20 protein-coding genes, 2 tRNA genes and 1 pseudogene are annotated in these 21,764 nt (G+C 69.7%); 12 read left to right on the top strand and 11 right to left on the bottom strand.

Annotated elements, in window-relative coordinates; all coding sequences use genetic code 11:
- Positions 1-21: 21 nt before the first annotated feature.
- From MTP10_RS13710 to MTP10_RS13720, 3 genes are all read right to left on the bottom strand, one after another.
- Positions 22-2,643 (bottom strand): tetratricopeptide repeat protein, encoded by a 2,622-nt coding sequence (locus MTP10_RS13710; protein ID WP_310709528.1) that lies wholly within the window; start codon positions 2,641-2,643, stop codon positions 22-24.
- Positions 2,640-3,128, bottom strand: a complete 489-nt coding sequence (locus tag MTP10_RS13715; RefSeq protein WP_310709529.1) for a hypothetical protein — start codon at positions 3,126-3,128, stop codon at positions 2,640-2,642. Before MTP10_RS13715 ends, MTP10_RS13710 begins: the two co-directional genes overlap by 4 nt.
- Before the next feature lie 277 nt (positions 3,129-3,405).
- Positions 3,406-3,478 (bottom strand) — tRNA-Arg (locus MTP10_RS13720).
- A gap of 246 nt (positions 3,479-3,724) precedes the next feature.
- On the opposite strand from MTP10_RS13720, the gene MTP10_RS13725 reads away from it, so the two are divergent.
- Complete coding sequence (locus MTP10_RS13725) at positions 3,725-4,285, top strand: hypothetical protein (protein ID WP_310709530.1); 561 nt, start codon at positions 3,725-3,727, stop codon at positions 4,283-4,285.
- Positions 4,286-4,704: 419 nt separating this feature from the next.
- The gene (locus MTP10_RS13730) at positions 4,705-5,796 is read left to right on the top strand and encodes a D-alanyl-D-alanine carboxypeptidase family protein (protein ID WP_310709531.1); all 1,092 of its coding nucleotides are present in this window, start codon (positions 4,705-4,707) and stop codon (positions 5,794-5,796) included.
- Between the two features lie 153 nt (positions 5,797-5,949).
- Here the strand turns inward: MTP10_RS13730 and MTP10_RS13735 are convergent, their stop codons facing one another.
- Complete coding sequence (locus MTP10_RS13735) at positions 5,950-6,423, bottom strand: SAF domain-containing protein (RefSeq protein ID WP_310709532.1); 474 nt, start codon at positions 6,421-6,423, stop codon at positions 5,950-5,952.
- 399 nt (positions 6,424-6,822) lie between these two features.
- A complete protein-coding gene (locus tag MTP10_RS13740; protein WP_310709533.1) occupies positions 6,823-7,629 on the bottom strand; it encodes an S-methyl-5'-thioadenosine phosphorylase in 807 nt (268 codons plus the stop codon).
- 142 nt (positions 7,630-7,771) lie between these two features.
- On the opposite strand from MTP10_RS13740, the gene MTP10_RS13745 reads away from it, so the two are divergent.
- Positions 7,772-9,739: an MFS transporter gene (locus MTP10_RS13745; RefSeq protein WP_310709534.1), complete on the top strand. Its 1,968-nt coding sequence runs from the start codon at positions 7,772-7,774 to the stop codon at positions 9,737-9,739.
- 696 nt (positions 9,740-10,435) lie between these two features.
- Here the strand turns inward: MTP10_RS13745 and MTP10_RS13750 are convergent.
- From MTP10_RS13750 to MTP10_RS13760, 3 genes are all read right to left on the bottom strand, one after another.
- Positions 10,436-10,756: an FmdB family zinc ribbon protein gene (locus MTP10_RS13750; protein WP_310709535.1), complete on the bottom strand. Its 321-nt coding sequence runs from the start codon at positions 10,754-10,756 to the stop codon at positions 10,436-10,438.
- 72 nt (positions 10,757-10,828) lie between these two features.
- Complete coding sequence (locus MTP10_RS13755) at positions 10,829-12,334, bottom strand: potassium/proton antiporter (protein WP_310709536.1); 1,506 nt, start codon at positions 12,332-12,334, stop codon at positions 10,829-10,831.
- 23 nt (positions 12,335-12,357) lie between these two features.
- Positions 12,358-12,927, bottom strand: a complete 570-nt coding sequence (locus MTP10_RS13760) for a 5-formyltetrahydrofolate cyclo-ligase (protein WP_310709537.1) — start codon at positions 12,925-12,927, stop codon at positions 12,358-12,360.
- Between the two features lie 24 nt (positions 12,928-12,951).
- Between MTP10_RS13760 and galU the strand changes: the two genes are divergently transcribed.
- The 7 genes from galU to MTP10_RS13795 all read left to right on the top strand — a co-directional run bounded on the left by galU (position 12,952) and on the right by MTP10_RS13795 (position 17,565).
- Positions 12,952-13,854 (top strand): UTP--glucose-1-phosphate uridylyltransferase GalU, encoded by a 903-nt coding sequence (galU, locus tag MTP10_RS13765; protein ID WP_310709538.1) that lies wholly within the window; start codon positions 12,952-12,954, stop codon positions 13,852-13,854.
- 5 nt (positions 13,855-13,859) lie between these two features.
- Positions 13,860-15,047: a gephyrin-like molybdotransferase Glp gene (gene glp / locus MTP10_RS13770; RefSeq protein WP_310709539.1), complete on the top strand. Its 1,188-nt coding sequence runs from the start codon at positions 13,860-13,862 to the stop codon at positions 15,045-15,047.
- 22 nt (positions 15,048-15,069) lie between these two features.
- A complete protein-coding gene (moaC, locus tag MTP10_RS13775; protein WP_310709540.1) occupies positions 15,070-15,540 on the top strand; it encodes a cyclic pyranopterin monophosphate synthase MoaC in 471 nt (156 codons plus the stop codon).
- Positions 15,537-16,019, top strand: a complete 483-nt coding sequence (locus tag MTP10_RS13780; RefSeq protein WP_310709541.1) for a MogA/MoaB family molybdenum cofactor biosynthesis protein — start codon at positions 15,537-15,539, stop codon at positions 16,017-16,019. The genes moaC and MTP10_RS13780 overlap by 4 nt, the downstream gene beginning before the upstream one ends.
- A gap of 32 nt (positions 16,020-16,051) precedes the next feature.
- Positions 16,052-16,705, top strand: coding sequence for a GNAT family N-acetyltransferase (locus MTP10_RS13785; RefSeq protein WP_397334459.1), 654 nt, complete (start codon positions 16,052-16,054; stop codon positions 16,703-16,705).
- A gap of 124 nt (positions 16,706-16,829) precedes the next feature.
- A complete protein-coding gene (locus MTP10_RS13790; RefSeq protein ID WP_310709543.1) occupies positions 16,830-17,435 on the top strand; it encodes a hypothetical protein in 606 nt (201 codons plus the stop codon).
- Between the two features lie 56 nt (positions 17,436-17,491).
- Positions 17,492-17,565, top strand: a tRNA-Ala gene (locus MTP10_RS13795).
- A 176-nt stretch (positions 17,566-17,741) separates the two neighbouring features.
- Here MTP10_RS13795 and xerC read toward each other — a convergent pair.
- Positions 17,742-18,290: pseudogene (gene xerC, locus MTP10_RS13800) on the bottom strand (tyrosine recombinase XerC); the annotation flags it as partial.
- Between the two features lie 9 nt (positions 18,291-18,299).
- On the opposite strand from xerC, the gene MTP10_RS13805 reads away from it, so the two are divergent.
- Complete coding sequence (locus MTP10_RS13805) at positions 18,300-18,662, top strand: FtsX-like permease family protein (RefSeq protein ID WP_310709544.1); 363 nt, start codon at positions 18,300-18,302, stop codon at positions 18,660-18,662.
- 131 nt (positions 18,663-18,793) lie between these two features.
- On the opposite strand, the gene MTP10_RS13810 is transcribed toward MTP10_RS13805, so the two are convergent.
- Positions 18,794-19,372, bottom strand: coding sequence for a TetR/AcrR family transcriptional regulator (locus tag MTP10_RS13810; protein WP_310709545.1), 579 nt, complete (start codon positions 19,370-19,372; stop codon positions 18,794-18,796).
- Between the two features lie 112 nt (positions 19,373-19,484).
- Here MTP10_RS13810 and MTP10_RS13815 point away from each other — a divergent pair, with 112 nt between their 5' ends.
- On the top strand, positions 19,485-20,642 hold the full coding sequence (locus MTP10_RS13815) for an amidohydrolase family protein (RefSeq protein ID WP_310709546.1): 1,158 nt from the start codon (positions 19,485-19,487) through the stop codon (positions 20,640-20,642).
- Positions 20,643-20,823: 181 nt separating this feature from the next.
- Here MTP10_RS13815 and MTP10_RS13820 read toward each other — a convergent pair whose 3' ends face one another.
- Positions 20,824-21,714: an alpha/beta hydrolase gene (locus tag MTP10_RS13820; RefSeq protein WP_310709547.1), complete on the bottom strand. Its 891-nt coding sequence runs from the start codon at positions 21,712-21,714 to the stop codon at positions 20,824-20,826.
- Positions 21,715-21,764 lie beyond the last annotated feature (50 nt).

The raw sequence follows: 21,764 nt of genomic DNA on the forward strand, positions 1-21,764 counted from the left end.
GCCGACTGATCCTCGGGGGGCTTACGCGATATCGCGGATGCGATCGCCTTCCATAGACTCAGACCTGGCCACGGCCTGCTTTATTGCGGTGGTGGCCTCGTCGAGGCGGCCCATCTGCAGTAGGGCGAGGCCGAGGTTGGTCAGCGCTCTGCTTTCGCCGTGGCGGTCGCTGAGGTCGCGGTAAATGGCGGTAGCGTTCCGCAGGGCGGTGATGGCCTCATCGAAACGCCCCACGTGGCGAAGGGCGAGGCCGAGGTTGGTCAGCGCCTGGCCTTCGCGGTGGCGGTCGCCGAGGTCGCAGCAGATTTGTAGGTCTTGCTGGTGGGCGGTGATGGCCTCATCGAAGCGGCCCACTTCTTGCAGGGCGAGGCCGAGATTGTTCAAGGCTTGGCCTTCACCGTGGCAGTCGCCGAGCCTGCGGCAAATGGCGGCGGCGTCCTCGTGTGCGGTGATGGCCTCATCGAAGCGGCCCACCCTTTGCAGAGCGATGCCGAGGCCATCCAGCGCCAGGCCTTCGCGGTGGCGGTCGCCGAGCTCGCAGTAGATAGTGACGGCGTCTTCGAGGGCGGTGATGGCCTCGTCGAAGCGCCGCACGTGGCGAAAGGCGATGCCAAGATTGCCCAACGCCGTGCCTTCGCCGTGGCGGTCGCCGAGGTCGCGGCGGATTTGTAGGTCTTGCTGGTGGGCGGTGATGGCCTCATCGATGCGCCGCATGTGGCGAAAGGCGATGCCGAGGTTGTTCAGCGCTGTGCCTTCCCGGTGGCGGTCGCGGAGGTCGCGGTAGATGGCGGCGGCGTCCTGGAGGGTGGTGATGGCCTCGTCGAAGCGCCGCATCTCTTGCAGGGCGCGGCCAAGGTTGCCCAGCGCGGCGCCTTCACTGTGGCGGTCGCGGAGGTCGCGGTAGATGGCGGCGGCGTCCTGGAGGGTGGTGATGGCCTCGTCGAAACGCCGCACTTGGTGAAGGGCGAGGCCGAGGTTGGTCAGCGCGGCGCCTTCGCTGTGGCGGTCGCGGAGGTCGCGGTAGATGGCGGCGGCGTCTTCGTGGGCGGTGATGGCCTCGTCGAAGCGCCGCACGTGGCGAAGGGCGATGCCGAGGTTGTTCAGTGCCGCGCCTTCCCTGCGAAGGTCGCCGAGCTGGGTGCTAGCAGTAGCAGCGGTGGAGTGGATGCTCAGAAGATCGTCGAATGCGCGACGCCAAGACAGATACTCGCTCAGGCAGGCCGGGAGGAGGCTGGCAATGCGATGACGGCCAGAGGCTTCAGCAAGGCCAACGGCGGAGACCAGATTGGCGCGTTCAGCATCGAACCATGCCATGGCATCGTCTCGTCCGGTGAAGCTGTCCGGGACGGACTGACCGGGCAGAGCGCACAGGTGATCGTTAGCGGCGTCGGCGGTGTGCAGGTAGAAGGTCAGCAACCGCTCCAGCGCCTGTTCGCGGTCGTCGTCGTCTGCTTGGACGTAGCCGTGGTGGTCAGCGTAGAGATGGAGGAGGTCGTGCATACCCCATCGACCGGTGGCCGGGGCGGTGAGTAGGTGCGCCCGGGCCAGCGCGGCCAGTTGCCGACGCACCACCGGCTTCGGGGTGCCCGTCAGGGCGGCGGCGGCCCGGGTGGAGAGGTCCGGGCCGGGGTTGAGGGGCAGCAGTCGAAACAGCCGGGCCTGTTCGGGCTGGTCGGCCAGGAGGTGGTGGTAGGACAGGTCGAACGCTGCACGTACCCCCACCGGGCGGCCACGTTGGTCGCGGTCGCCGCTGTCCAGGGCATCCAGCCTCTGGCGGGCATCGGCGAGTTCGGTGGCCATGTCGGCGAGTGGGCGGTTGGGTTCAGCGCGTAGGAGGGCGGCGATGATCTGCAACGCCAGCGGCAACTGCCCGCACAGCCGGGCGATCTCCGCTGCTGATCCGGGCTCGGCGTCGACGCGCGGATCAGGTCGGCCCACCTGCAGGGCGGTGCGCAGCAGGCCGAGGGCCTCTGCTTCAGGCAGGACGGCCAGGTCGACGAGGTGGGCAGGCAGGGTCAAGGTGTGCCGGGAGGTGATCAGCAGCCGGTGGCACGGCTGTGCCGGCAGCAGCGGCTCGACCTGGCCCGTGACGGCGACGTTGTCGGCCACCACCAGTACCGGCAACGCCTGGCGAGCCCGGTCGGCCAACAGCGATCGATACAAGCCCAACTGCTCTTCGCCGCTCGGCGGAAGTTCGGTGTCGCGGATGCCCATCGCGCGCAACAGCTGCCCTGCCGCGGTCGCGGCGGGTACACGTTCGCCAGGGTCGAGGGTGTAGCCGCGCAGATCGATGAAGAACACCCCGCCGCTGAACCAGCCCTGCTCCATCGCCCGATGGGCACCCACAAGCGCCAGCGCGGTCTTGCCGACCCCGGCCATCCCTGCCACCGCCGACACCAGCACGCCCGGCCTTCCTCCGCCTGCCGGGTCCAGAAAGTCCAGCACCTCTTCTAGGGCGTAGGTGCGGCCGACGAAGCCAACTGGTGCGGCCGGCAGGCCCGCCAATGCCTGAAGGGCCGGACCGGGGACCTGCACGGTGACGTCGCGCGCCAAGGTCACCGGCGCGTAGAACGTTCCGCCAGTGATCTCGTTGCGGATGGCATCACTCCCTGCCTGTTCGTTCGCCATGCGCGACTCGCTCACCGAGGCTGCTCTGGGACATCCGGACCGTCCGAAGACGAGGCAGGAGGCAGGAGCGGTTGAGCTGCGGGCGGGCCGGTGATGTCCCGGGCCATTATCACGGGCGCATGAAAGGTGCCGCCCTTGATCGTGTTACTCGTGTCGCCCGCCCCAGTGGTGGTGGTGTGCCCGGCGTCGCCGGTTCGGATCACCTCGGAGTTGTTCCGGATCGTGACCGGTCGTTCACCACGCGCCGTGACGGCGTCTGTGTCCGAGGGCGGAGAGCTTGCCGGGGAAGAATCTGCGCTCGAAGCTTCGCTGCGGCGGGCCAGGACGACTCCGTACACCGAGATCCCCAGCCCGGCCAGGGCGATGAAGACACCGACCACGCTGGCCAGCTGATCGGCCTCCTCCAGATCCAGCACGATGAAGATCACACCCAGCGCGCCGACCACGATCCCGCCAACAGTCAGCGAGATCCACAGCCCAGGGCTCTTCCACGTCACCATGCCGCCATGGTGAACCACTCACCGCACGTCGCACCGGCATGTGTGCAAACTGCAACGAACCCGCTAGTGCGCGCTACCTGTACCCTGCACGCAGGGGACGGGCGTATGAACCAGGTGAGCTGGGAAGACGCCACCAAGATCATCCCGCACATATCCCGTGATCATGGTCTTATGGCTGCCTAGGGGTGCCTTCGGTGGCCTACTAAGGGTCCGACAAGTAGAAGACCTGCGGCCGTGAAACCACAGGTCGGAGGGCGAAATGCCTGGTCGAGAAGAGTGCCCCCGGCAGGATTCGAACCTGCGGCACCCGCTTTAGGAGAGCGGTGCTCTATCCCCTGAGCTACGGAGGCGGACCCCGTAAGCCTAGCGAAAGTCCGGCACTGTGTGGGCCGTGGGGGCGGGTGACTTTGAGGTCATGAGCATGGGATGTGGGTTCGGGCGGGTCGCGGCCGCGGTATCGCTGCGTCTGCTCCTGGTGGGTGAGCGGACCGCTCGGTGGGTCCCACCGCGTGGCGAAGTCATGGGTGGTGTGAGTAGGCGTAAAGGGATGGCGGTGATCGGGTGGGGTGGGGGCGGGGGTGGCTAACGTCGGGCGGGTGACCAGAAGGCGGCGGCAGGACGTGCATCGGCGGCCCGTGGTGTTGGGGGTGGCGTTGGTGGCGCCTGTGATCTTGGCGGGTGGGTTGCTGGCCGGTGAGCTCAGCGGGTACGAGCGTGCCGGCGTGAGGCAGGAGATGAGGGTCGCTGCTGACGGTGGCGACGTGGTGGTGGAGGCCGTGTTGTTGCCGGCTCCGGAGCGGGCTGAGCGGCGGTATGAGCGGGTTGTTCCGGCTCCGGTATGGGGGCGCTCTCGGTCTGAGGTGAAGGTGGATCGGGTGCCGGAGGTCATGTCTGTTTCCTCCGTTCCTGATCTGGGTGTGGTGGGGCGTTCATCGCGTGGGGGGCGGACGGCTCCCGTTGGGGTGGATGCGATGTCGCCGGGGGTCGCTGAGCGGCGGAGCTCGGGTGAGGCGATGGAGGGTGCTGCCGGGGCTCAGGAAGAGGAGTGCCCGGGGGAGTGGGTGGACACCTGGTTGTGGGAGGTCTGCCGGGAGCGGGAGCAGGAGCGTGCGATCGCCGAGGGGGGCGTTGATGTGCTCTCCGGGGATGAGGGGTGAAGCGGCTCGCATGCCGCGTCACTGAGTTGTGCACGCCTCGCTGGCTCGATTCGCCCGTTCGCTAGGTCTGCCCCGTTCGCTAGGTCTGCGTGGAGGCGGTGGTGGTGGCGGGCGAGGGTTCGAGTGGGCCCGGGCGGGCTCTGGGCCTTCGTCGGCGGGTGCTGTGATCACCGCCTCCGGCGGGGCTTATGGCCGGGGCTTTCTGTCTTCGGTGGGCGAACCCGGTGGCGATGGTGAGCGTAGTTCGGGATATGGGTGTCGATCTTGTTCCGGTGTTCGCGCCGGTCCCGGCAGGGTGGGCGTACAAAGTGCGCTTTTGTGTCATAACGGGTCGCCGGAGTTAGGTCCGGGCACTCCGGGGGCTGTAGTAACGTGCGTGCCTGACCCAGGTAACGAGTTCGCAAACGGAGGAGTCGGACGTGCCATCCCCTCGATCAGCGGGTCTGATCGCGGTCGTCATGGTGATGGCTTCTCTGGTCGCGATGCCTCCTCCTGCTCAGGCCGTTACCGGGCGCGCCGACCGTGCGGAACGGGCGGAGAACAAGGACCCGGCTGATCTTGCCGCGTTGCGGAAAGAGGCCGAGAAGTCGGCCAAGGAGCTGGAGGACGCCACCAAGGCGCTGGAGAAGCGCCGGGCGGACATCGCGGCGGCTGAGAAGGATCTGAAGGCCAAGCTGGACAAGCTCCAGGAGGCCGACCGGAACCTCGCGCGGATCCGCCAGCCGGTGGCGCAGATGGCGGAGCTGCTGTACCAGCAGCCGGTCAGCGGCGATGGCGTCGCGCCGTTCTTGTCGGGTGACGCGAACGCGAACTCGCTGCGGGCGATGACCTATGCGACGTACATCGTGCAGGTCAAGCAGCACTCCGTCGAGCGGACCGCCGCGCTGGCCCGGGAGGCGCAACGGCTGGCGGCCGAGGCGCAGGAGATCAGGGCGAACAACCTGCTGGCCGAGGCGCAGATGTCGGCCGAGGTGGACACGTTGCGGCAGCGCTCGGACAAGATCGTCAAGTCGTTGACCGCTGCCCTGGTGAAGCTCGGTATCAAGATCGACAAGGTGGGGCGGGCGGCGCTGAGCTGCAACCCGCTTCGGGCCGCGACGGCCAACTCCTTCCCGAACGGGCTGATTCCCCAGGCCATGCTCTGCCCGTTGCAGCAGAAGGGGCACAGCCTGCGGGCCGATGCCGCCATCGCGTTCGTCAGCCTGAACGAGGCGTACCGCCGGCGGTTCGGCAGGCAGATGTGTGTGACCGACGCCTATCGCAGCCTTGCCGCGCAGCAGTCGGTGTACTACCGGCGGCCGGGGTTCGCCGCGGTGCCTGGGCGTAGCAATCATGGGCTTGGCCTGGCCGTCGATCTCTGTGGTGGGGTGGAGAGGTACAAGTCGGCGGAGTTCGTGTGGATGGAGCAGAACTCCAAGAGGTACGGGTGGTTCCATCCGGCCTGGGCGTACAGCAGCCCGTTCGAGCCGTGGCACTGGGAGTACAACCCGAAGATCGACTCCCTGTTGTAGAGCGTCCGTCGTATCGGTGGCGGTGGTTCGGGTGGTGGCTCCTGCGGCGTGGCTTGGCCGGCCGGCCCCCGTACAGGCTCTCTGCCAGTTGGCCTGCTTCGTCGGCCATCGGCTCTGGTGCTGAGTTGTGGCGTCGTGGTCAGGGTGCGTGGCTCAGGTTGGTTTGATGGTGATGGAGAGGCGGCCGGACGCCTGGGCTGCCGCCAGCCGGCCCGCCTGGTCCGGTGTGGTGGCGAGGACCAGCAGGGCGTCGTGCTCGTCCGTGGCCTTCGGGATGGTGACGACCGTGACGTCGTCGGCCACCAGCTGAGCGGATTGGCCTTCCCAGGCCGCCAGCACGGCGATGGTCGAGCCGGGGGAGAGCAGGCTCGCCACGTCGGCGTCCGCGATGCGTACCGGTGTCGCCACCGTTCCGGCCGGCAGATGGAGCGAGTGGAGCAGGCGGGCGTCGGTGAACGGCTCGCCGCGGCGCATGGGGCCGGCGAGGACGCGGCCGACGGCTCCGGTCCGCAGGGCTCCGTCGGGGGGCGGTGCGAGGGAGACAGCGCGTACGTCACCGGGACGGAGCACTCCTGGGGCCAGGTCGCGGGCGGCCACCAGCACCGTAGGAGCGGGGTCGGGGCGCATGGCCGCGTAGCCCAGGAGGACGGCGATGCCGGCCAGGACGGCGGCGATGAGGCGCCGTCGGCTGCGCCGGGCCCACCGGCCTGGTCTTCTGCTCGCTCCATCCGTTTTCGGGATGCGCCCACCGGGTCGTCGGCTTCGGTTGCCGCTGAGGTTCAGGATCGTTGCTGCTGAGGGACTCAGACGGCCGGGCTTGCGGTTGCCTGGCTCCGTCATCTCAGGCTGACCGCCTTGGGTGGTTGGCCTGCCCGGCCGGGCCGGTCCAGCCGGGGCGCTCGGCGGCCGGTCGATCCGCGTGGGGCTGCGGCGGGGTTGGTTCGCCGAGGGTGTGTAGGGGCTGCAGCCCGCCGGTGGCCGGGGTCGAACGGCCGGGTGTGGTGGGTGCGAGGGCCTGGAGGGCGGTCATGGGAGCTCGAAAGGCAGGTCGAGACCGTCCAAGGTGGAGCCGCATGGGCACGTGGGTTCGGTGGGCAGGGCTTCGACCGTGTCGGCGACCAAAGTGCGCATGCGGGTCACGTTCTGGGCGAAGAACTTCATCACCTCCTCGTGGGTCACGCCCTCACCTGCCTCGACGCCCGCGTCGTGGTCGGTCACCAAGGAGAGGGAGGTGTAGCAGAGCGCAAGCTCGCGGGCCAGGACGGACTCGGGGAATCCGGTCATGCCGACGATCGTCCAGCCGTTGGAGGCGAACCAGCGCGACTCCGCGCGCGTGGAGAACCGCGGGCCTTCGATGACCACGAGGGTGCCGCCGTCGACCGTTTCCCAGCCGTTTGACCTGGCCGCCTCGATGGCGACCGCGCGGCCCGAGGGGCAGTAGGGGTCGGCGAAGGAGACGTGCACCGCGTGGCCCGCGTCGTAATAGGTCTGCGCTCTGCCGGACGTGCGGTCGACGAGCTGGTCGGGGATGACGAGAGTCCCGGGCCCGTGCTCGGCGCGCAGGGAGCCGACGGCGCTGGGAGCGAGCACCTGTCTCACGCCGAGCGAGCGGAGTGCCCACAGGTTGGCGCGATAGGGGATGCGGTGGGGCGGGAACCGGTGGTCGCGGCCGTGCCGGGGGATGAAGGCGACGGAGCGCGAACCGATCCGTCCGACGGTGACGATGTCGCTGGGCGGGCCGTACGGGGTGGGGACCTGGATCTCCTCCGCGTCGTCCAGCAGGGAGTAGAGGCCGGATCCGCCGATGACGCCGATGTCTGCGCGAGTGAGCATGGCGCTGAGATTAGCGGGGGCGGGTGGTGGGGAACGCGGCTGGAACGGCGGTCTGTGGACAAGGGGACGGCAGAACAGGGTTCTGTGGATAAGCGACCTTGGCGAGGAGTGATCACGAGATAACGGTGAGTAGGATCGGCCCATGAGGCGAAGGGGTCTCGCGTTCATCATCGTCGCGCTCATGCTCGGCATGTTGCTGGCGGCGCTCGATCAGACGATCGTGTCCACCGCGTTGCCGACGATCGTGAGCGACCTGGGCGGCCTGGAGGAGCTGTCCTGGGTCGTGACGGGCTATCTGCTGGCCTCGACCGTGTCCACGCCGCTGTGGGGGAAGCTGGGCGACCAGTTCGGGCGCAAGTACCTGTTCGTGGCCGCCATCGTCATCTTCCTCGTCGGTTCGGCGCTGTGCGGTCTCAGCTCCAGCATGGGGCAGCTCATCGCCTACCGCTCCCTCCAGGGTCTCGGCGGCGGGGGCCTGATGGTGCTGGCGCAGGCCATCGTGGGCGACGTCGTCTCGGCGCGCGAGCGGGGGAAGTACCAAGGGTGGTTCGGCGGGGTCTTCGCCGTCGCGAGCGTGGTGGGACCGCTGCTCGGCGGCCTGTTCGTGGACCATCTGTCGTGGCACTGGGTGTTCTACATCAACCTGCCGCTCGGCGCCGTCGCGCTGTTCGTCATCGTCGCCGGCCTGCCCAACGACAAGTCGCAGACCCGGCACAGGATCGACTTCGCGGGTGTGGTGCTGCTCGGCGGCGCCACCTCGTGCCTGGTCCTGCTGACGACCTGGGGCGGCACCACGTATCCGTGGAGCGATCCGGTGATCCTCGGGCTGGCCGGCGCGGCGGTCGTCCTGCTGGTCGCGTGGGCGGCGGCGGAGCGGCGGGCGCGTGAGCCGGTGCTGCCGCTGGAGCTGTTCAGGATCAGGGCGTTCACGATGTCGTCGGCCGTGGGGTTCGTCGTGGGGTTCGCGATGTTCGGCGCGCTCACGTACCTTCCGCTGTACCTCCAGGCGGTCCACGGGGTCACGCCGACTCTTTCGGGCCTTCACCTGCTGCCGATGATGGCCGGCATGCTCACCATGTCCATCATCTCGGGACAGATCATCAGTAGGACCGGCAAGTATCGCTACCTGCCCATCACCGGCACCGCGTTCGCCACGGTCGGCCTGTTCATGCTCTCCATGCTGACCGAGCACAGCAGCCTGTGGACGATGAGTGTGGACCTCCTGGTGCTCGGCATGGGGCTCGGGATGACCATGCAGGTGCTGGTGATCATCGTTCAGAACGCCGTCGACTTCAAGGATCTCGGCGTGGCCACGTCGGGCGTGACGTTCTTCCGGTCGATCGGCGGTGCGTTCGGTGTCGCCACTCTCGGCTCCGTCTTCTCCTCCCGGCTCAACGACGATCTGTCCAGGCTGCTCGCCAGGACGCGGTTGCCGCCGGGGTTCGACCCTGCCCAAGTGCAGCAGGACCCGACGGCCATCCAGCGGCTGCCGCCCGAGCTCGCGGCCGACTTCTTGCACGTCTACGCCGACGCGATCGCCACCGTCTTCAAGGTGGCGGCGCCGATCATGCTGGTGGCGTTCGCGCTCACCTGGCTCATCCCGCAGCAGCAGCTCCGGGAGACCACCAAGGCCGCCGACCTGGGAGAAGGGCTCGGCGCCACCTCCGCCGAACGCTCCTCACTGGCCGAGGTCGAACGAGGTCTGGTACGGCTGGCGGACGCCGACCTGCGCCGGGGCTTCTACGCCCGGCTCGGCTCGCTGGCCGGGCTGGACGGCATCGCGCCGCAGGGCGTGTGGATCATCGCCAGGCTCGACGGGAAGGGATGGGTGGAGGCGGCGGAACTGGCGTGCCGGGCCGATGTCAGCAGGGCCACCGGCCGGCCGTACGTGGATCAGCTCGTCGAGCGGGGGCTGGTGCAGCGGTCGGACGATGAAGACCGTCTGCGGCTGACCGGTGAGGGCCGGATGGCGGCGGGGCGGCTTACACGGTCGTCGCTTGAGAGCCTGCGGGGATTGGTGGCGGATTGGGGGGACAGCCCGCAGTTGGAGCGGTTGTGTGAGCGGATCACGCCGGAGCTGCTGGGGGCGCATGCCGATCGGCCACGTTGATGACGGTCGGCGGCGAGGGGCGTCGCACTGGCGGAGCGAGCGGCGAGGGGCGCGCGAACGGTCGGTTCGGCGTTGCGCGTGCCTCGATGTCCAGCGTTGCTCGGTTGCGACCACTGGGGGTGGACGAGGCTGACCCGGTGGGCGTGGCTTCGTGGAATGAGGACGGCCATCGAGTGATCCTTCGAGTTTTGACCTGGACTGAAGGAGCAAGCGATGGCCGCGGACAACATTGTGACGCCCGAGCAGTGGCTGGCGTGGCAGATCGAGACAAGCGACCCGGATGTGTTGGGACTCCAGGGTGGCGAGCAGCTCGTCGCGGTCCTGGGCGGCCGAAGGGCTCGCGATTTGTGCGGCAGCCCCGCGTCGGGGCGGCCGGGCCGGCCGGGGCGGCCGGGGCCGCTGGGGCAGCGTTGCTGGTGCGTCGCCGTTCGAAAGCGCGCGTTTCGGCTGTTCGCCCCGCCGCCCAGGGGCGTGCGCATTGCCCGGCCAGAGGGTGTGCTCGCCCGGCGAGCGGCGAGCGGCGAACGCGGTGCGCGTTCGCGGGCCGGGACGGGCGTGCGTGGTGCTTGCCGGGCCTACGAGCGTCAGGTCGCGGGCACAGTGCTACGGCTGGGCTGGCGTCTCATGTTGTGCGCGGCCTGACGAGACGCCGTACCAGCGTTGTGTGCTTGGGGTCGCCCGAGCGCCGGCCCAGGGTCAGTTGGTGGCGGCGGCCGCGGCTGTGCTCGGGGTGGAGGACGTCGACGAAGACGACGACTCGCTCTTGCTCGACGACGACGACGTAGAAGACGACGACGAAGAGGAAGACGAGGACGAGGCGGGGGACGTGGATGACGACGACGAGCGGCTGTCCGTGCGGTAGAAGCCGGAGCCCTTGAACACGATGCCGACCGCCGAGAACACCTTGCGCAGGTTGCCCTGGCAGGCGGGGCAGACCGTCAGCGCCTCGTCGGTGAACTTCTGGACGACCTCGAGCTGCTCACCGCAGTCGTTGCAGGCGTACTGGTAGGTCGGCACGCGCTCCTCCTTCAGGCTTGCTCTGGCACTCGAGCTATGCGACTGCTAATGGTAACCGATACCGTCAATTGACTATTCCAGTCCCCGCTCCCCGTACCATCCGGCCAGCTTGCCGCGGCGGCTGACGGCGCGCAGCCGGCGCTCCACCTGGTCGCGGCAGGAGGCGGTGGTGACCACGAGGAGCTGGTCATCGGCGTGTACCTGGGTGGTGCCCGAGGGGACGAACGAGCGGCCGTCGCGGACGACGAGCGTCACCGCGGCGCCCGCCGGGAGCCGCAGCTCGAACAGCTCCACGCCGTGCAGCTTGGAGCCGGCCGGGATCCGTACCTGCAGCAGGTCGGCCTGGAGCTCCTCCAGCGGGGCCGACTCGACCTCCAGGTCGTGCGCCTCGCCGGGGGCGGTCACGCCCAGCATCCGGGCCACGTACGGCAGCGTGGGCCCCTGCAGCAGCGTGAACACGATGACGATGATGAACACCTCGTTGAAGACGTCCTTCGACCCCTCGACGCCCGCCGCCCACGGGATGGTCGCCAGAACGATGGGGATGGCGCCGCGCAGACCCGCCCACGACAGGAACGCCTGCTCCCGCCAGCTCACCCGCGCGACTCGCACCACCCGCGCCAGCACCGAGCTGAACAGCACGGACACCGGCCGGGCCAGCAGCACCAGGACGGTCCCGGCGATGAGGCCGGGCACGATCGACGACGGCATCTCCTGCGGGCTGGCCAGCAGTCCCAGCATGACGAACAGCCCGATCTGCGCCAGCCACGCCGCCCCCTCGGCGAAGCCCCTGGTCGCCGCCCGGTGCGGCAGCCGGGAGTTGCCGAGGATGAGGGCCGTCAGGTAGATCGCCAGGAAGCCGGAGCCGTGCAGCAGCACCGCGCCGCCGTACGAGACGAAGGTCAGCGCCAGTACGGCGATCGGGTACAGGCCCGAGGCGGGCAGCGCGATGCGGCGCAGCGCGTACGCGCCCGCGGGGCCGACGGCCAGGCCGACGGCGGCGCCGATGGCCAGCTCGACCCCGGTCTCCAGCAGGAACGTGCCGATCGACGGCGTCTGGTGGGCGGCGGCGCTCAGCAGCATCACGGCGATCACGGTCGGGGCGTCGTTGAAGCCCGACTCGGCCTCCAGCACGCCCGCGAGCCGTGGCGGCACGGGCAGCCGGCGCAGCACGGAGAAGACGGCGGCGGCGTCGGTGGGCGCCAGCACCGCGCCCAGGATGAGCGCGGTGATCGGCTCGAACCCGAGCAGCACGTGGACGGCCAGCGCCAGCACCACGATGCTGACCGCGACGCCCACGGTGGCGAGGATCAGCGCCAGCGGCACCGCCCGGCGCACATGGCTCCAGCTCGTGGTCAGACCGCCCTCGGCCAGGATCACGGCCAGCGCCGTCATGCCGATCTGCTTGGCCAGGTCGGGGTTGTCGAACGGGATGCCGAACCCCGACTCGCCCAGAACCAGCCCGAACCCCAGGAACAGCAACAGACTGGGCAGACCGCTGCGGTGCGCGATCCGTACCGAGACGATGGCGGCGATGACGATCGCCGCCCCGATCAGAAGCCAGACATCAAGTGGCATCTGGCCCCCTCTCGTACGTTCGGTCACATAAGCCTAGTGAGTTCCTCGGGACTGATCGCCCAGCCCACCCGCTGGTCATGCGGCTCGGCCGGAACCCCGTCGACCAGCTCGCCGGGGTGGAGCAGCGCGACGGTGGGCACGTTCGGGCCGACGCGGGCCAGGGCGCGGTCGTAGGAGCCGCCGCCCCGGCCCAGCCGAACCCCCGTCAGCCTGTCCACGGCCAGCGCGGGGACGATGACCAGGGCGGCGGTGCGGATCGCGTCGACGCCGCGGCGCGTGTCCACCGGCTCCATGACCCCGTACCGGCCGGGCGCGAGCGTGTCGGGCCCGTCGTACACCGCCCAGTCGAGGTCGTGGTCCTCCTTCAGGACCGGCAGGATCACGGTCGCCCCGTGCTTCCACAGCGCGAACACCAGCCCGTGCGTCCCCGGCTCCGTGTCCACCGACCAGTAACAGGCGACGAGCCCGGCCATCTGGACCCACGGCTGGTCAAGCAGTGTTTCGCGGACTTTGGAGGCGTTCGTCCGGAGCTGTTCTGGGGAGAGTGAAGCACGTGACGACATCACTTCGCGGCGCAGGTTCAGCTTGTCCACAGGTCCCTCCACTAGGGTCTACTCATGGCTGACTTCGACCCTGTGACGAAAGCCGTCGTGCCCGCCGCGGGTCTGGGCACCCGGTTCCTTCCGGCGACCAAGGCGACACCCAAGGAGATGTTGCCCATCGTCGACAAGCCCGCCATCCAGTATGTCGTCGAAGAGGCCGCCTCCGCCGGGCTCCTGGACGTCCTCATGGTGACGGGCAAGAACAAACGGTCGATCGAGGACCACTTCGACCGCGCGTTCGAGCTGGAGGAGGTGCTCGAAGCCAAGGGCGACGAGCACCGGTTGTCCCAGGTTCGCGAGCCGGCCTCGCTGGCCACGCTCCACTACGTACGGCAGGGCCAGCCGAAGGGCCTCGGCCACGCGGTGCTCTGCGCCAAGCAGCACGTGGGCGACCACCCGTTCGCCTGCCTGCTCGGCGACGACCTGATCGACTACCGCGACCACCTGCTCCAGCGCATGATCGAGGTGCGCGGCACGTACGGCGGCAGCGTCATCGCGCTCATGGAGGTGCCGAAGGACCAGGTCTCCCTGTACGGCGTGGCGACGATCGAGGCGACCGACGAGTCGGACGTCGTGCGCGTCACGGACCTGGTGGAGAAGCCGTCGGTCGACGAGGCGCCGTCCAACTGGGCGGTCATCGGCCGGTACGTCATCGACCCCGCGGTGTTCGAGGTGCTGGAGAACACCCCGCCCGGCCGCGGCAACGAGATCCAGCTCACCGACGCGCTCCGCACGCTCGCCGGCCGTAGCTCCGACCAGGGCGGGCCGGTCCACGGCGTGCTGTTCCGCGGGCGCCGTTACGACACCGGCGACAAGCTCGACTATCTGCGCACCGTGGTGAAGTTCGCGGCGGACCGGGAGGATCTGGCCCCGGAGTTCGTGCCGTGGCTGCGCGAGTTCCTCGACGAGATCGGTTGACCTCGATGAAGTCGGTCGACGCGCATCTCGCCGACATCCTGGCCACCGTACGCCCGCTGGCGCCCCTGGAGCTGGAGCTGGAGCGGGCGCTCGGCACGACACTGGCCGAGGAGGTGACCTCGCCGGTGCCGCTTCCGCCGTTCGACAACTCGGCCATGGACGGCTATGCCGTCCGCGCCGCCGACATCGCCGAGGCGCCGGTCAGGCTGCCGGTGGTGGACGACGTGGCGGCCGGCTCCGGCGAGCTGCGGGCGGTCGGGCCCGGGCACGCCGTACGGATCATGACGGGCGCTCCCGTGCCCGCCGGCGCCGACACCGTCGTGCCGGTGGAGTGGACGGACGGCGGCACGGTCACGGTCACGATCGAGCGCACGGCTCCCGAGGGCAACGCCATCCGGCGGGCCGGCGAAGACGTAGGGGCCGGCGACGTCGTCCTGGAGGCGGGGACCGTGATCGGCCCCGCCCAGCTCGGCATCATCGCCGGGGTGGGCCGCCGGCGCGTGCTGGCGCGTCCGCTGCCGCGGGTCGTCGTGCTGTCGACGGGCGCCGAGCTGGCCGAGCCGGGTACCGAGCTCCAGCCCGGGCAGATCTGGGATTCCAACAGCTTCACGCTCACGGCCGCGGTCCGGGCCACCGGGGCGGAGGGCTTCCGGGCCCCCACGGTGAGCGACGACCCCGCCGTGTTCCTCGACCAGCTCGACTCGCAGCTCCTGCGCGCCGACGCCGTCGTCACGAGCGGCGGCGTCTCGATGGGCGCCTACGAACCCGTCAAGGAGGCGCTCGCGCCGCTCGGCACCGTCCGGTTCGAGAAGGTCGCCATGCAGCCGGGGATGCCCCAGGGATTCGGCGTCGTGGGGGAGGACCAGGTGCCGATCTTCGCGTTGCCCGGCAATCCGGTCTCGTCGTTCGTGTCGTTCATGCTGTTCGTACGGCCGGCGCTGCGGAAGATGCGCGGCCTGGACGCCGAGGCGCCCGAGACCGTGACCGCGCACGTCGTCGGCCCGCTGCGCTCGCCGTCGGGGCGGCGCTCGTTCCTGCGCGGCGTGCTGGCGTCGGACGGCACCGTGACGCCGGTGCGCGGGCAGGGCTCCCACCAGCTCGCGGCGCTGGCCTCGGCGAACGCGCTGATCGTGGTGCCCGAGGACGTGACGGAGGTGCCGGCGGGCACGGCCGTCGAGGTGATCCCCCTGTGACCTGTCGGAAGGTGAACCTTCGGTGAGTGAGTTCACGCACCTGGACGAAACGGGCGCGGCACGCATGGTGGACGTGTCCGGCAAGGACATCGGGGCGCGCACCGCCACCGCCACCGGGCGGGTGCTGCTGTCGCCGGAGGCCGTCGCGTTGCTGCGCTCGGGCGAGGTGCCCAAGGGCGACGCGCTGGGCGTGGCCCGGATCGCCGGCATCATGGGCGCGAAACGGACACCCGACCTGATCCCGCTCTGCCACCCGATCGCGCTGCACGGTGTGAAGGTGACGCTCGACGTCGAGGACGAGGGCGTCGCGATCACCTGCCGGGTGAAGACGGCCGACCGTACCGGCGTGGAGATGGAGGCCCTGACCGCCGTGTCGGTGGCCGCGCTGGCGCTGATCGACATGGTCAAGGCGGTGGACCCCGCCGCGGTGATCAGCGACGTGCGGGTGGAGGAGAAGACGGGCGGCAAGACCGGGCACTGGACGCGGCCGTGATCCGCGCGCTGGTGGTGACGGTGTCGAACCGGGCCTCCGCCGGGGTGTACGAGGACCGGTCGGGGCCGCTGCTGGTGTCCCTCCTGGAGGACGCCGGGTGCTCCGTGGACGGGCCCGTGGTGGTGCCGGACGGCGAGCCCGTGGAGGCGGCGCTGCGCGACGGGGTCGCGGCCGCGTACGACGTGATCGTGACGACAGGCGGGACGGGGCTGACGCCCACCGACCTGACGCCGGAGATGACCGCCCGAGTGATATCTCGGGAAATTCCCGGCATAGCCGAAGCGATCAGGCAGGTGAACCGCGACAAAGTTCCCACCTCGATTCTCTCCCGCGGCCTCGCCGGCCAGGCCGGCCGCACGCTGATCGTCAACCTCCCCGGCTCCACGGGAGGCGTACGGGACGGCGTCGCGGTACTCGTGTCCGTTCTCGGACATGCGGTGGAGCAGGTCAACGGCGGCGACCACCAGCGCTCCGCCTGAGCCGTGGCGGCGACATCCCCGATGGGGGGATGATGAGTGATGTGGATCGACTTCGTGGCTGGCCGGCGACCCTGGAAGAGGGTCCCGTGGGTCTCAGGCCGTTGCGGCTGGCCGACGTACGCGTCTGGCGCGATACGAGAGTGCGCAACGCCGACTGGCTGCGTCCCTGGGAGCCGAGCAACCCGGAGACGCCGCTGTTCAAGACCGGTCTCGGCCCGTACGTCTCCATGGTCGGCACCCTGCGCCGCGAGGCCCGGCAGGGTCTGGCGCTACCGTGGGTGATCACGTACGGCGATCGGTTCGCCGGGCAGCTCACCATCGGCGCCATCGTCTGGGGCTCGGCCCGCTCCGCCCAGGTGGGCTACTGGGTGGACGGCGCCCTCGCCGGCCGCGGCATCACGCCCACGGCGCTGGCCATGGCCGTCGACCACTGCTTCTTCACCACCGGCCTGCACCGCCTGGAGGCCAACATCCGCCCCGAGAACCAGGCCAGCCGCCGGGTGGTTGAGAAGCTCGGATTCCGGGAAGAAGGCATTCGTCGCCGTCAGCTCCACATCGACGGAGCCTGGCGCGACCACATCTGTTACGCGCTGACCGTCGAGGACGTCCCCGGCGGCCTGCTGGTGCAGTGGCGACGCGCTCGCGAGTCGGCCTCCCACGGCGGGTCTCCGGTAGAAGAGGTTTGACGATCTCGCGACACACCGCACCGAATGCTCGTCAATCAGTGACACGCGGTCTTACGGTGCGTGACGTGAGCACATCGAAGACGCCGAAAACACCCGGGTGTCTTCGTCGTGCCCGGAGGTGGCCGTGAGCAGCGTCCTCCTCTACCTCGCCATCGTCGTCATGTGGTTGTGCGTGCTCGTGCCCATGTGGCTGCGCCGCGACAAGACCAACCTGGCCGAACTGGCGGAGCTCGAAGAGTACTACACCGGCGAGCACCAACTGCCCGACCTGGAGCGCCTGGAAGCCCAGGAAGGCGCTTTCACACCGCCACCACCGCCGCCGGGTGCCGTCGAGGGCGAACGGGTGGACCCGCGCCAGTTCCGCGTCAGGCGCCGCGCCATCATCGTCGCCCGGCGCCGCCGGCTGCTCTTCTTCACCGGGCTGCTCGTGGTCGCCTCGGTGGTGACGGCCTCGGTCAAGATGATGCCGTGGTGGGGGGTGGCGCCCTCGGTGGTCGTCATGCTGTCGTACCTGGGGTTCCTGCGCATCGCCGTACAGGTGGACCGGGAACGGCGCGACCGCGCCGCCCAGTCCCGCGCCGAACGCGCCCGCCGCCTCCGCGACCAGCGCCGCGCCGCCAGCCTGGCGGCGGAGCAGGAACGCGCCGAGATCATCGACCTGGCGGCCCGGCAGGAGGATGCCCTGTTCGACCAGTACGCGGAGCCGCCGCGGCGCGCGGTGGGAGACTGAGGGGACGGGGATGGCGCGAGGACCTCGGAGAGTTTGCTAATCTGGTCGAGGTTCTTGGGGATGTAGCGCAGTCCGGTAGCGCACTTCGTTCGCATCGAAGGGGTCAGGGGTTCGAATCCCCTCATCTCCACCTAGGTCAAAGGCCGCTTCCGAGTGATCGGGAGCGGCCTTTTGTGTTGCTGAGTGACTACAGGTCCCGGAGGATCTGGTCCATCGCCGCGGCACCCTCCAAGAGGACGGGGCGGAGCTGCTGCGGTAGACGGTTTCGGTGACGCTGGTGTTGCGGTGGCCGACCAGGCGAGAGATGGCCTCGATGGGCATACCGGAGTCAGAGAGCATCGAGACGAAGCTGTGCCGCATCTCGCGCGGCGTCCACTCTTGCGCGTTGAGGCCGGCCTTCTTGAGGACGGCTCGGAACGAGCGGCGGACGTTGCGCGAGTCGAGTTCCGTGCCGACCTTGGACGCGAAGACGAGGTCATTGTCCTGCCACCGGTCACCGGCCGCCTTCTTGGCCACCTCCTGACGCTCGCGGTGGAGCTTGAGGGCTTCCGCGCAGCGTCTGGGCATGGCCAATGTGCGGCGGGATTTGCGGGTCTTGGTGTCGCCGCCTTCGCGTATCGAGCGCCAGACCATGATGACGGGCGGCGTCTCGTCGAGGTTGAGGTGTGACCAGGTGGGCGCCCGCAGTTCCTCCGTGCGTACGCCGAGTAGGAGCGACAGGACGACGTACGCGTGCAGGGTGCTGCCCTCGGACGCCTTGAGGACGGCTTCGGCCTGGTCCAGAGTGAGTGGCTTGGATGGCTCGCCTTCCTTGCCCTTGGGGATCTCGCAGAGCAGGACCACATTGCGCTTCACCTTGTCGGCATGGCGCTGTTGCTGGCGCTGTTCGGGATGGCGACCACGGTGTCGATGAGCGTCGCCGAACGCAGGCGGGAGTTCGGGCTGCTGGGGGCCGTGGGCGCGAGCATGAGGCAGATCCGCTCGATCGTCCGCTGGGAGGCGGCGGCCGTGGTCACCCTCGGCACGATCCTCGGTCTGGTGATCGCGATGGGTACGCTGGTGCTGCTGCATCTGACGAGCGGCAGCTCGTACCTGCGCCCGGCCCCACAGTGGTGGCTGTTCCCGCTGGTCGCGGCGGGTGCGGCCGTGGCGACGCTGGCGACCTCGACGCTGCCCGCGCGCCGGGCCGCGTCCGTACCCGGCCTGGAGGCAGCCAGGGCGGAGTGAGCCCCCACGTCCAGTGAGCGGCCGTCGCATCGTCGAGGCGAGATGCCGACGGCTTCCAACGGTACGGGCGGCGACTCACAACGTGCACCTTTCGTCTCGCACTGCCGCCCTGCGGGATGCCGGCTAGGGGGTCATGGCCTGGTCAGCGGAATGAGCACCTCATCGACGATGGAGGCGATCTCGCCGGAGTCCACGAGACCGCCCTCCCATGCCTGGAGGAGGATCAGGCGTGGCCCGACAGAGACAATGCGCGGGGTGAGGCTGCCGGGTGCGGCTTCGCCGCGTTCGACCGCCTGGCGCAGGACGGACAGCAGTACTTCCTGGTGCGGGCGGATCACCAGCCGGTGGACCTGCTCGAACAGCTCGGGATGGCGGCGGCGGTGGGCGATGAGCGGGAGCAGCGCGCGGCCGCGCGGCTCGTCGAGCGCCCGTACGAAGTGCTCGAGCAGGGCGATCAGGTCATCGCGCAGTGTGCCCGTGCCGGGCGGCGCCGGCGGTTCGCCGAAGCCGGTCGCGGGGTCGCTCAGCGCGGCGAGGACGAGTTCGGCCGGGGTGGACCAGCGCCGGTACAAGGCCGCTTTCCCGGTCCCGGCCGCGGAGGCGATCTTGTCGAACGTCAGCTCCTCGAAGTTGCTCTCGGCCAGTTCGCTCAGGACGGCCTGGAAGATCGCGGTGGTGAGGGCGTCTCCGCGGCGGCGGGTAGGACTCATGAGGACGGATTATCACGCACTTCGCCGTGCTAGCCTCCGTTAGTGAACAAAGTTGTTCCCTATTTGAGGCGGGTGGCCCATGTCCACTGACGGCCGGACAGCCTTACGCAATGTGCGGGTCTTCGATGGCAAACGGCTCGGCGAGCCCCGTACCGTCGTCATCGACGGTGCGCTGATCGGCGACGATCCCGCAGGGGCGGAGGAGATCGACGCGGCTGGGGCGGCGCTGCTGCCCGGGCTGATTGACGCGCATGTCCACCTGCACGGCCCTGGGAACCTGGCCGCCCTGGCCGCCTGGGGAGTGACGACCGGGCTCGACATGGCCTGCTGGCCGGCGGAGCGGGTGGCCTCGTTGCGCGAGGCCGGGGGAGTGGCCGACTTCCGTACTGCTGGACTGCCCGCGATCGGGCCGGGCGGCCACCACGCCCGCATGCCGGGAATGCCGCCGGAAGCCGTCATCCTGACGGCAGCCGGTGCCCGGCGGCACGTCGAGGCGCGGGCGGCGGAGGGTGTCGACTACATCAAGGGCGTCGCCGAGGCTCCCGGTGAGGGCGGGCCGCCCGCGGACGCGCTGCGCGCGCTGGTGGAGGCGGCACGCGAGTACGGGCTCAAGACGATCGTGCACGCCGCCACCCCGGGCGCCTACACGATGGCCGTGGAGTCGGGAGCGGAGTTCGTCACGCACACGCCGATCGCCGGCGGGGTCCGGGCGCACGACGTGGCCGCGATGAGGAGCGCCGGCCAGAGGTCCATCCCGACGATCACCATGATGGAGGCGTTGCTCACCGCCTTCATGACCTCCGGCCCGCCGCCTGGGCGGGACCACCACCTGGGGGAGGTGCTGGGCGACGTCGGCCGTCTGCACCGGGCCGGTATTGAGATCCTCGCCGGGACGGACGCGAACGCCCAGCCGTCCGCGCCGCTGCCCGTGCCCCACGGCGAGAGCCTGCATCACGAATTCGAGCTGATGGCGCGGGCCGGAATGACGCCGGTGGAGATCCTGCGCTCGGCGACCGTGCTGCCCGCCCGCGCCTTCGGCCTGGCCGACCGGGGCGCCGTCCGGCCGGGTATGCGGGCCGACCTGTTGCTGGTCAACGGCGACCCGACCCGGGACATCACGGCCACCCGCGACATCCGCGCCGTATGGTGCGCCGGTCACCCCGTCACTCCGGCCGCCGCTGCCGGGGGGCTGGACGACGAGGCGGAGCCTGTCGTGCAGCTCCGCAGCGAACGGCTCAGGACGCGACCGTCATGCTTCTTCTCTGCTTGATCGTCTTGGTGATTCCGGTGGTCAGCCCGTTGCACCTCCCGACGAATCGGCCACCTCGACGCGCTCCACAGCCTCGCCGACCAGGTCGCCGGCGACCGCTACAACTCGGCCGGAATGAGCGCCGTCAACCACTGACCGCTCACCCGGCGCGGATGCCGACGCCGGGCGGGTGGCTTGCTGCTCACGGCTTCACCATCGTGCGGACGAATGTGGCCGCGCGGGTCATCGCCGCGTCGGCCTCGTCCCACGAGGCGGCGAATGACTGGAAGACGTGTGTCGCCTGCGCGGTGACGTCTAGCGTCACCGACACGTCGGCCGCCACGAGCCTTGCCGCGAGCCGGGTGGAGTCGTCCAGCAGCACCTCGTCAGAGCCGACCTGGATCAACGTGGGCGGCAGACCGTGCAGGTCCGCGAACAGCGGGCTGTGCTGTTCTGCCGCGGATGCGTCGCCGAGGTAGTCACGCACGCGGCGTTCGAGGGCGGTGCGGTTCACGATGAAGTCCGCCTCGGCCCTGACCGTCATCGAATCGCCACTGAGTGTGAGGTCAACCCACGGCGAGAACAGCAACGCCGCGGCGGGCATCGGCTCGTCGGCGGCGGAAAGAGCCGCCAGCAGGCCGAGCGCCACCCCGCCGCCGGCCGACTCGCCGGCGACCGCCACCCGTTGCGGATCGACGCCGGAGGCGATCAGGGCGCGATAAGCGCGTACCGCGTCGTCGGTGGCGGCAGGGGCGGGATGCTCGGGTGCCAAGCGGTAGTCGATGGTGATCACCCGTGTCTGTGACCTGCGGGCCAGGTCTGCGACGATCCCCAGCGAGCTGCGCGCCGACCCGAAGACATACGCCCCGCCATGGAAGTACAGGACGGTGCCGACGCGGGGCTTTTTCGCGAGTTCGACCAAGAGGCCAGGGATCGTGTCGTAGTGGGCTTCGGTGACGATGACGTCCTCAGGGACAGGATGGTGGGACAACAACTGCTCGAATAGGGCACGCTGTTCGTGGACCGCCCCGCCGAGGTCGAGGGGGGACGACGCGCGAAACTGCCGGATGGCCTCTCGCTGCTCACGGCTCATATCTGCTCCTTGCTGTGGGTTCGGTCGGCTCTGTTCCGGACGGGTCTTGA

The sequence above is a fragment of the Nonomuraea sp. 3-1Str genome, assembly GCF_031570565.1.
GTDB lineage: Bacteria > Actinomycetota > Actinomycetes > Streptosporangiales > Streptosporangiaceae > Nonomuraea.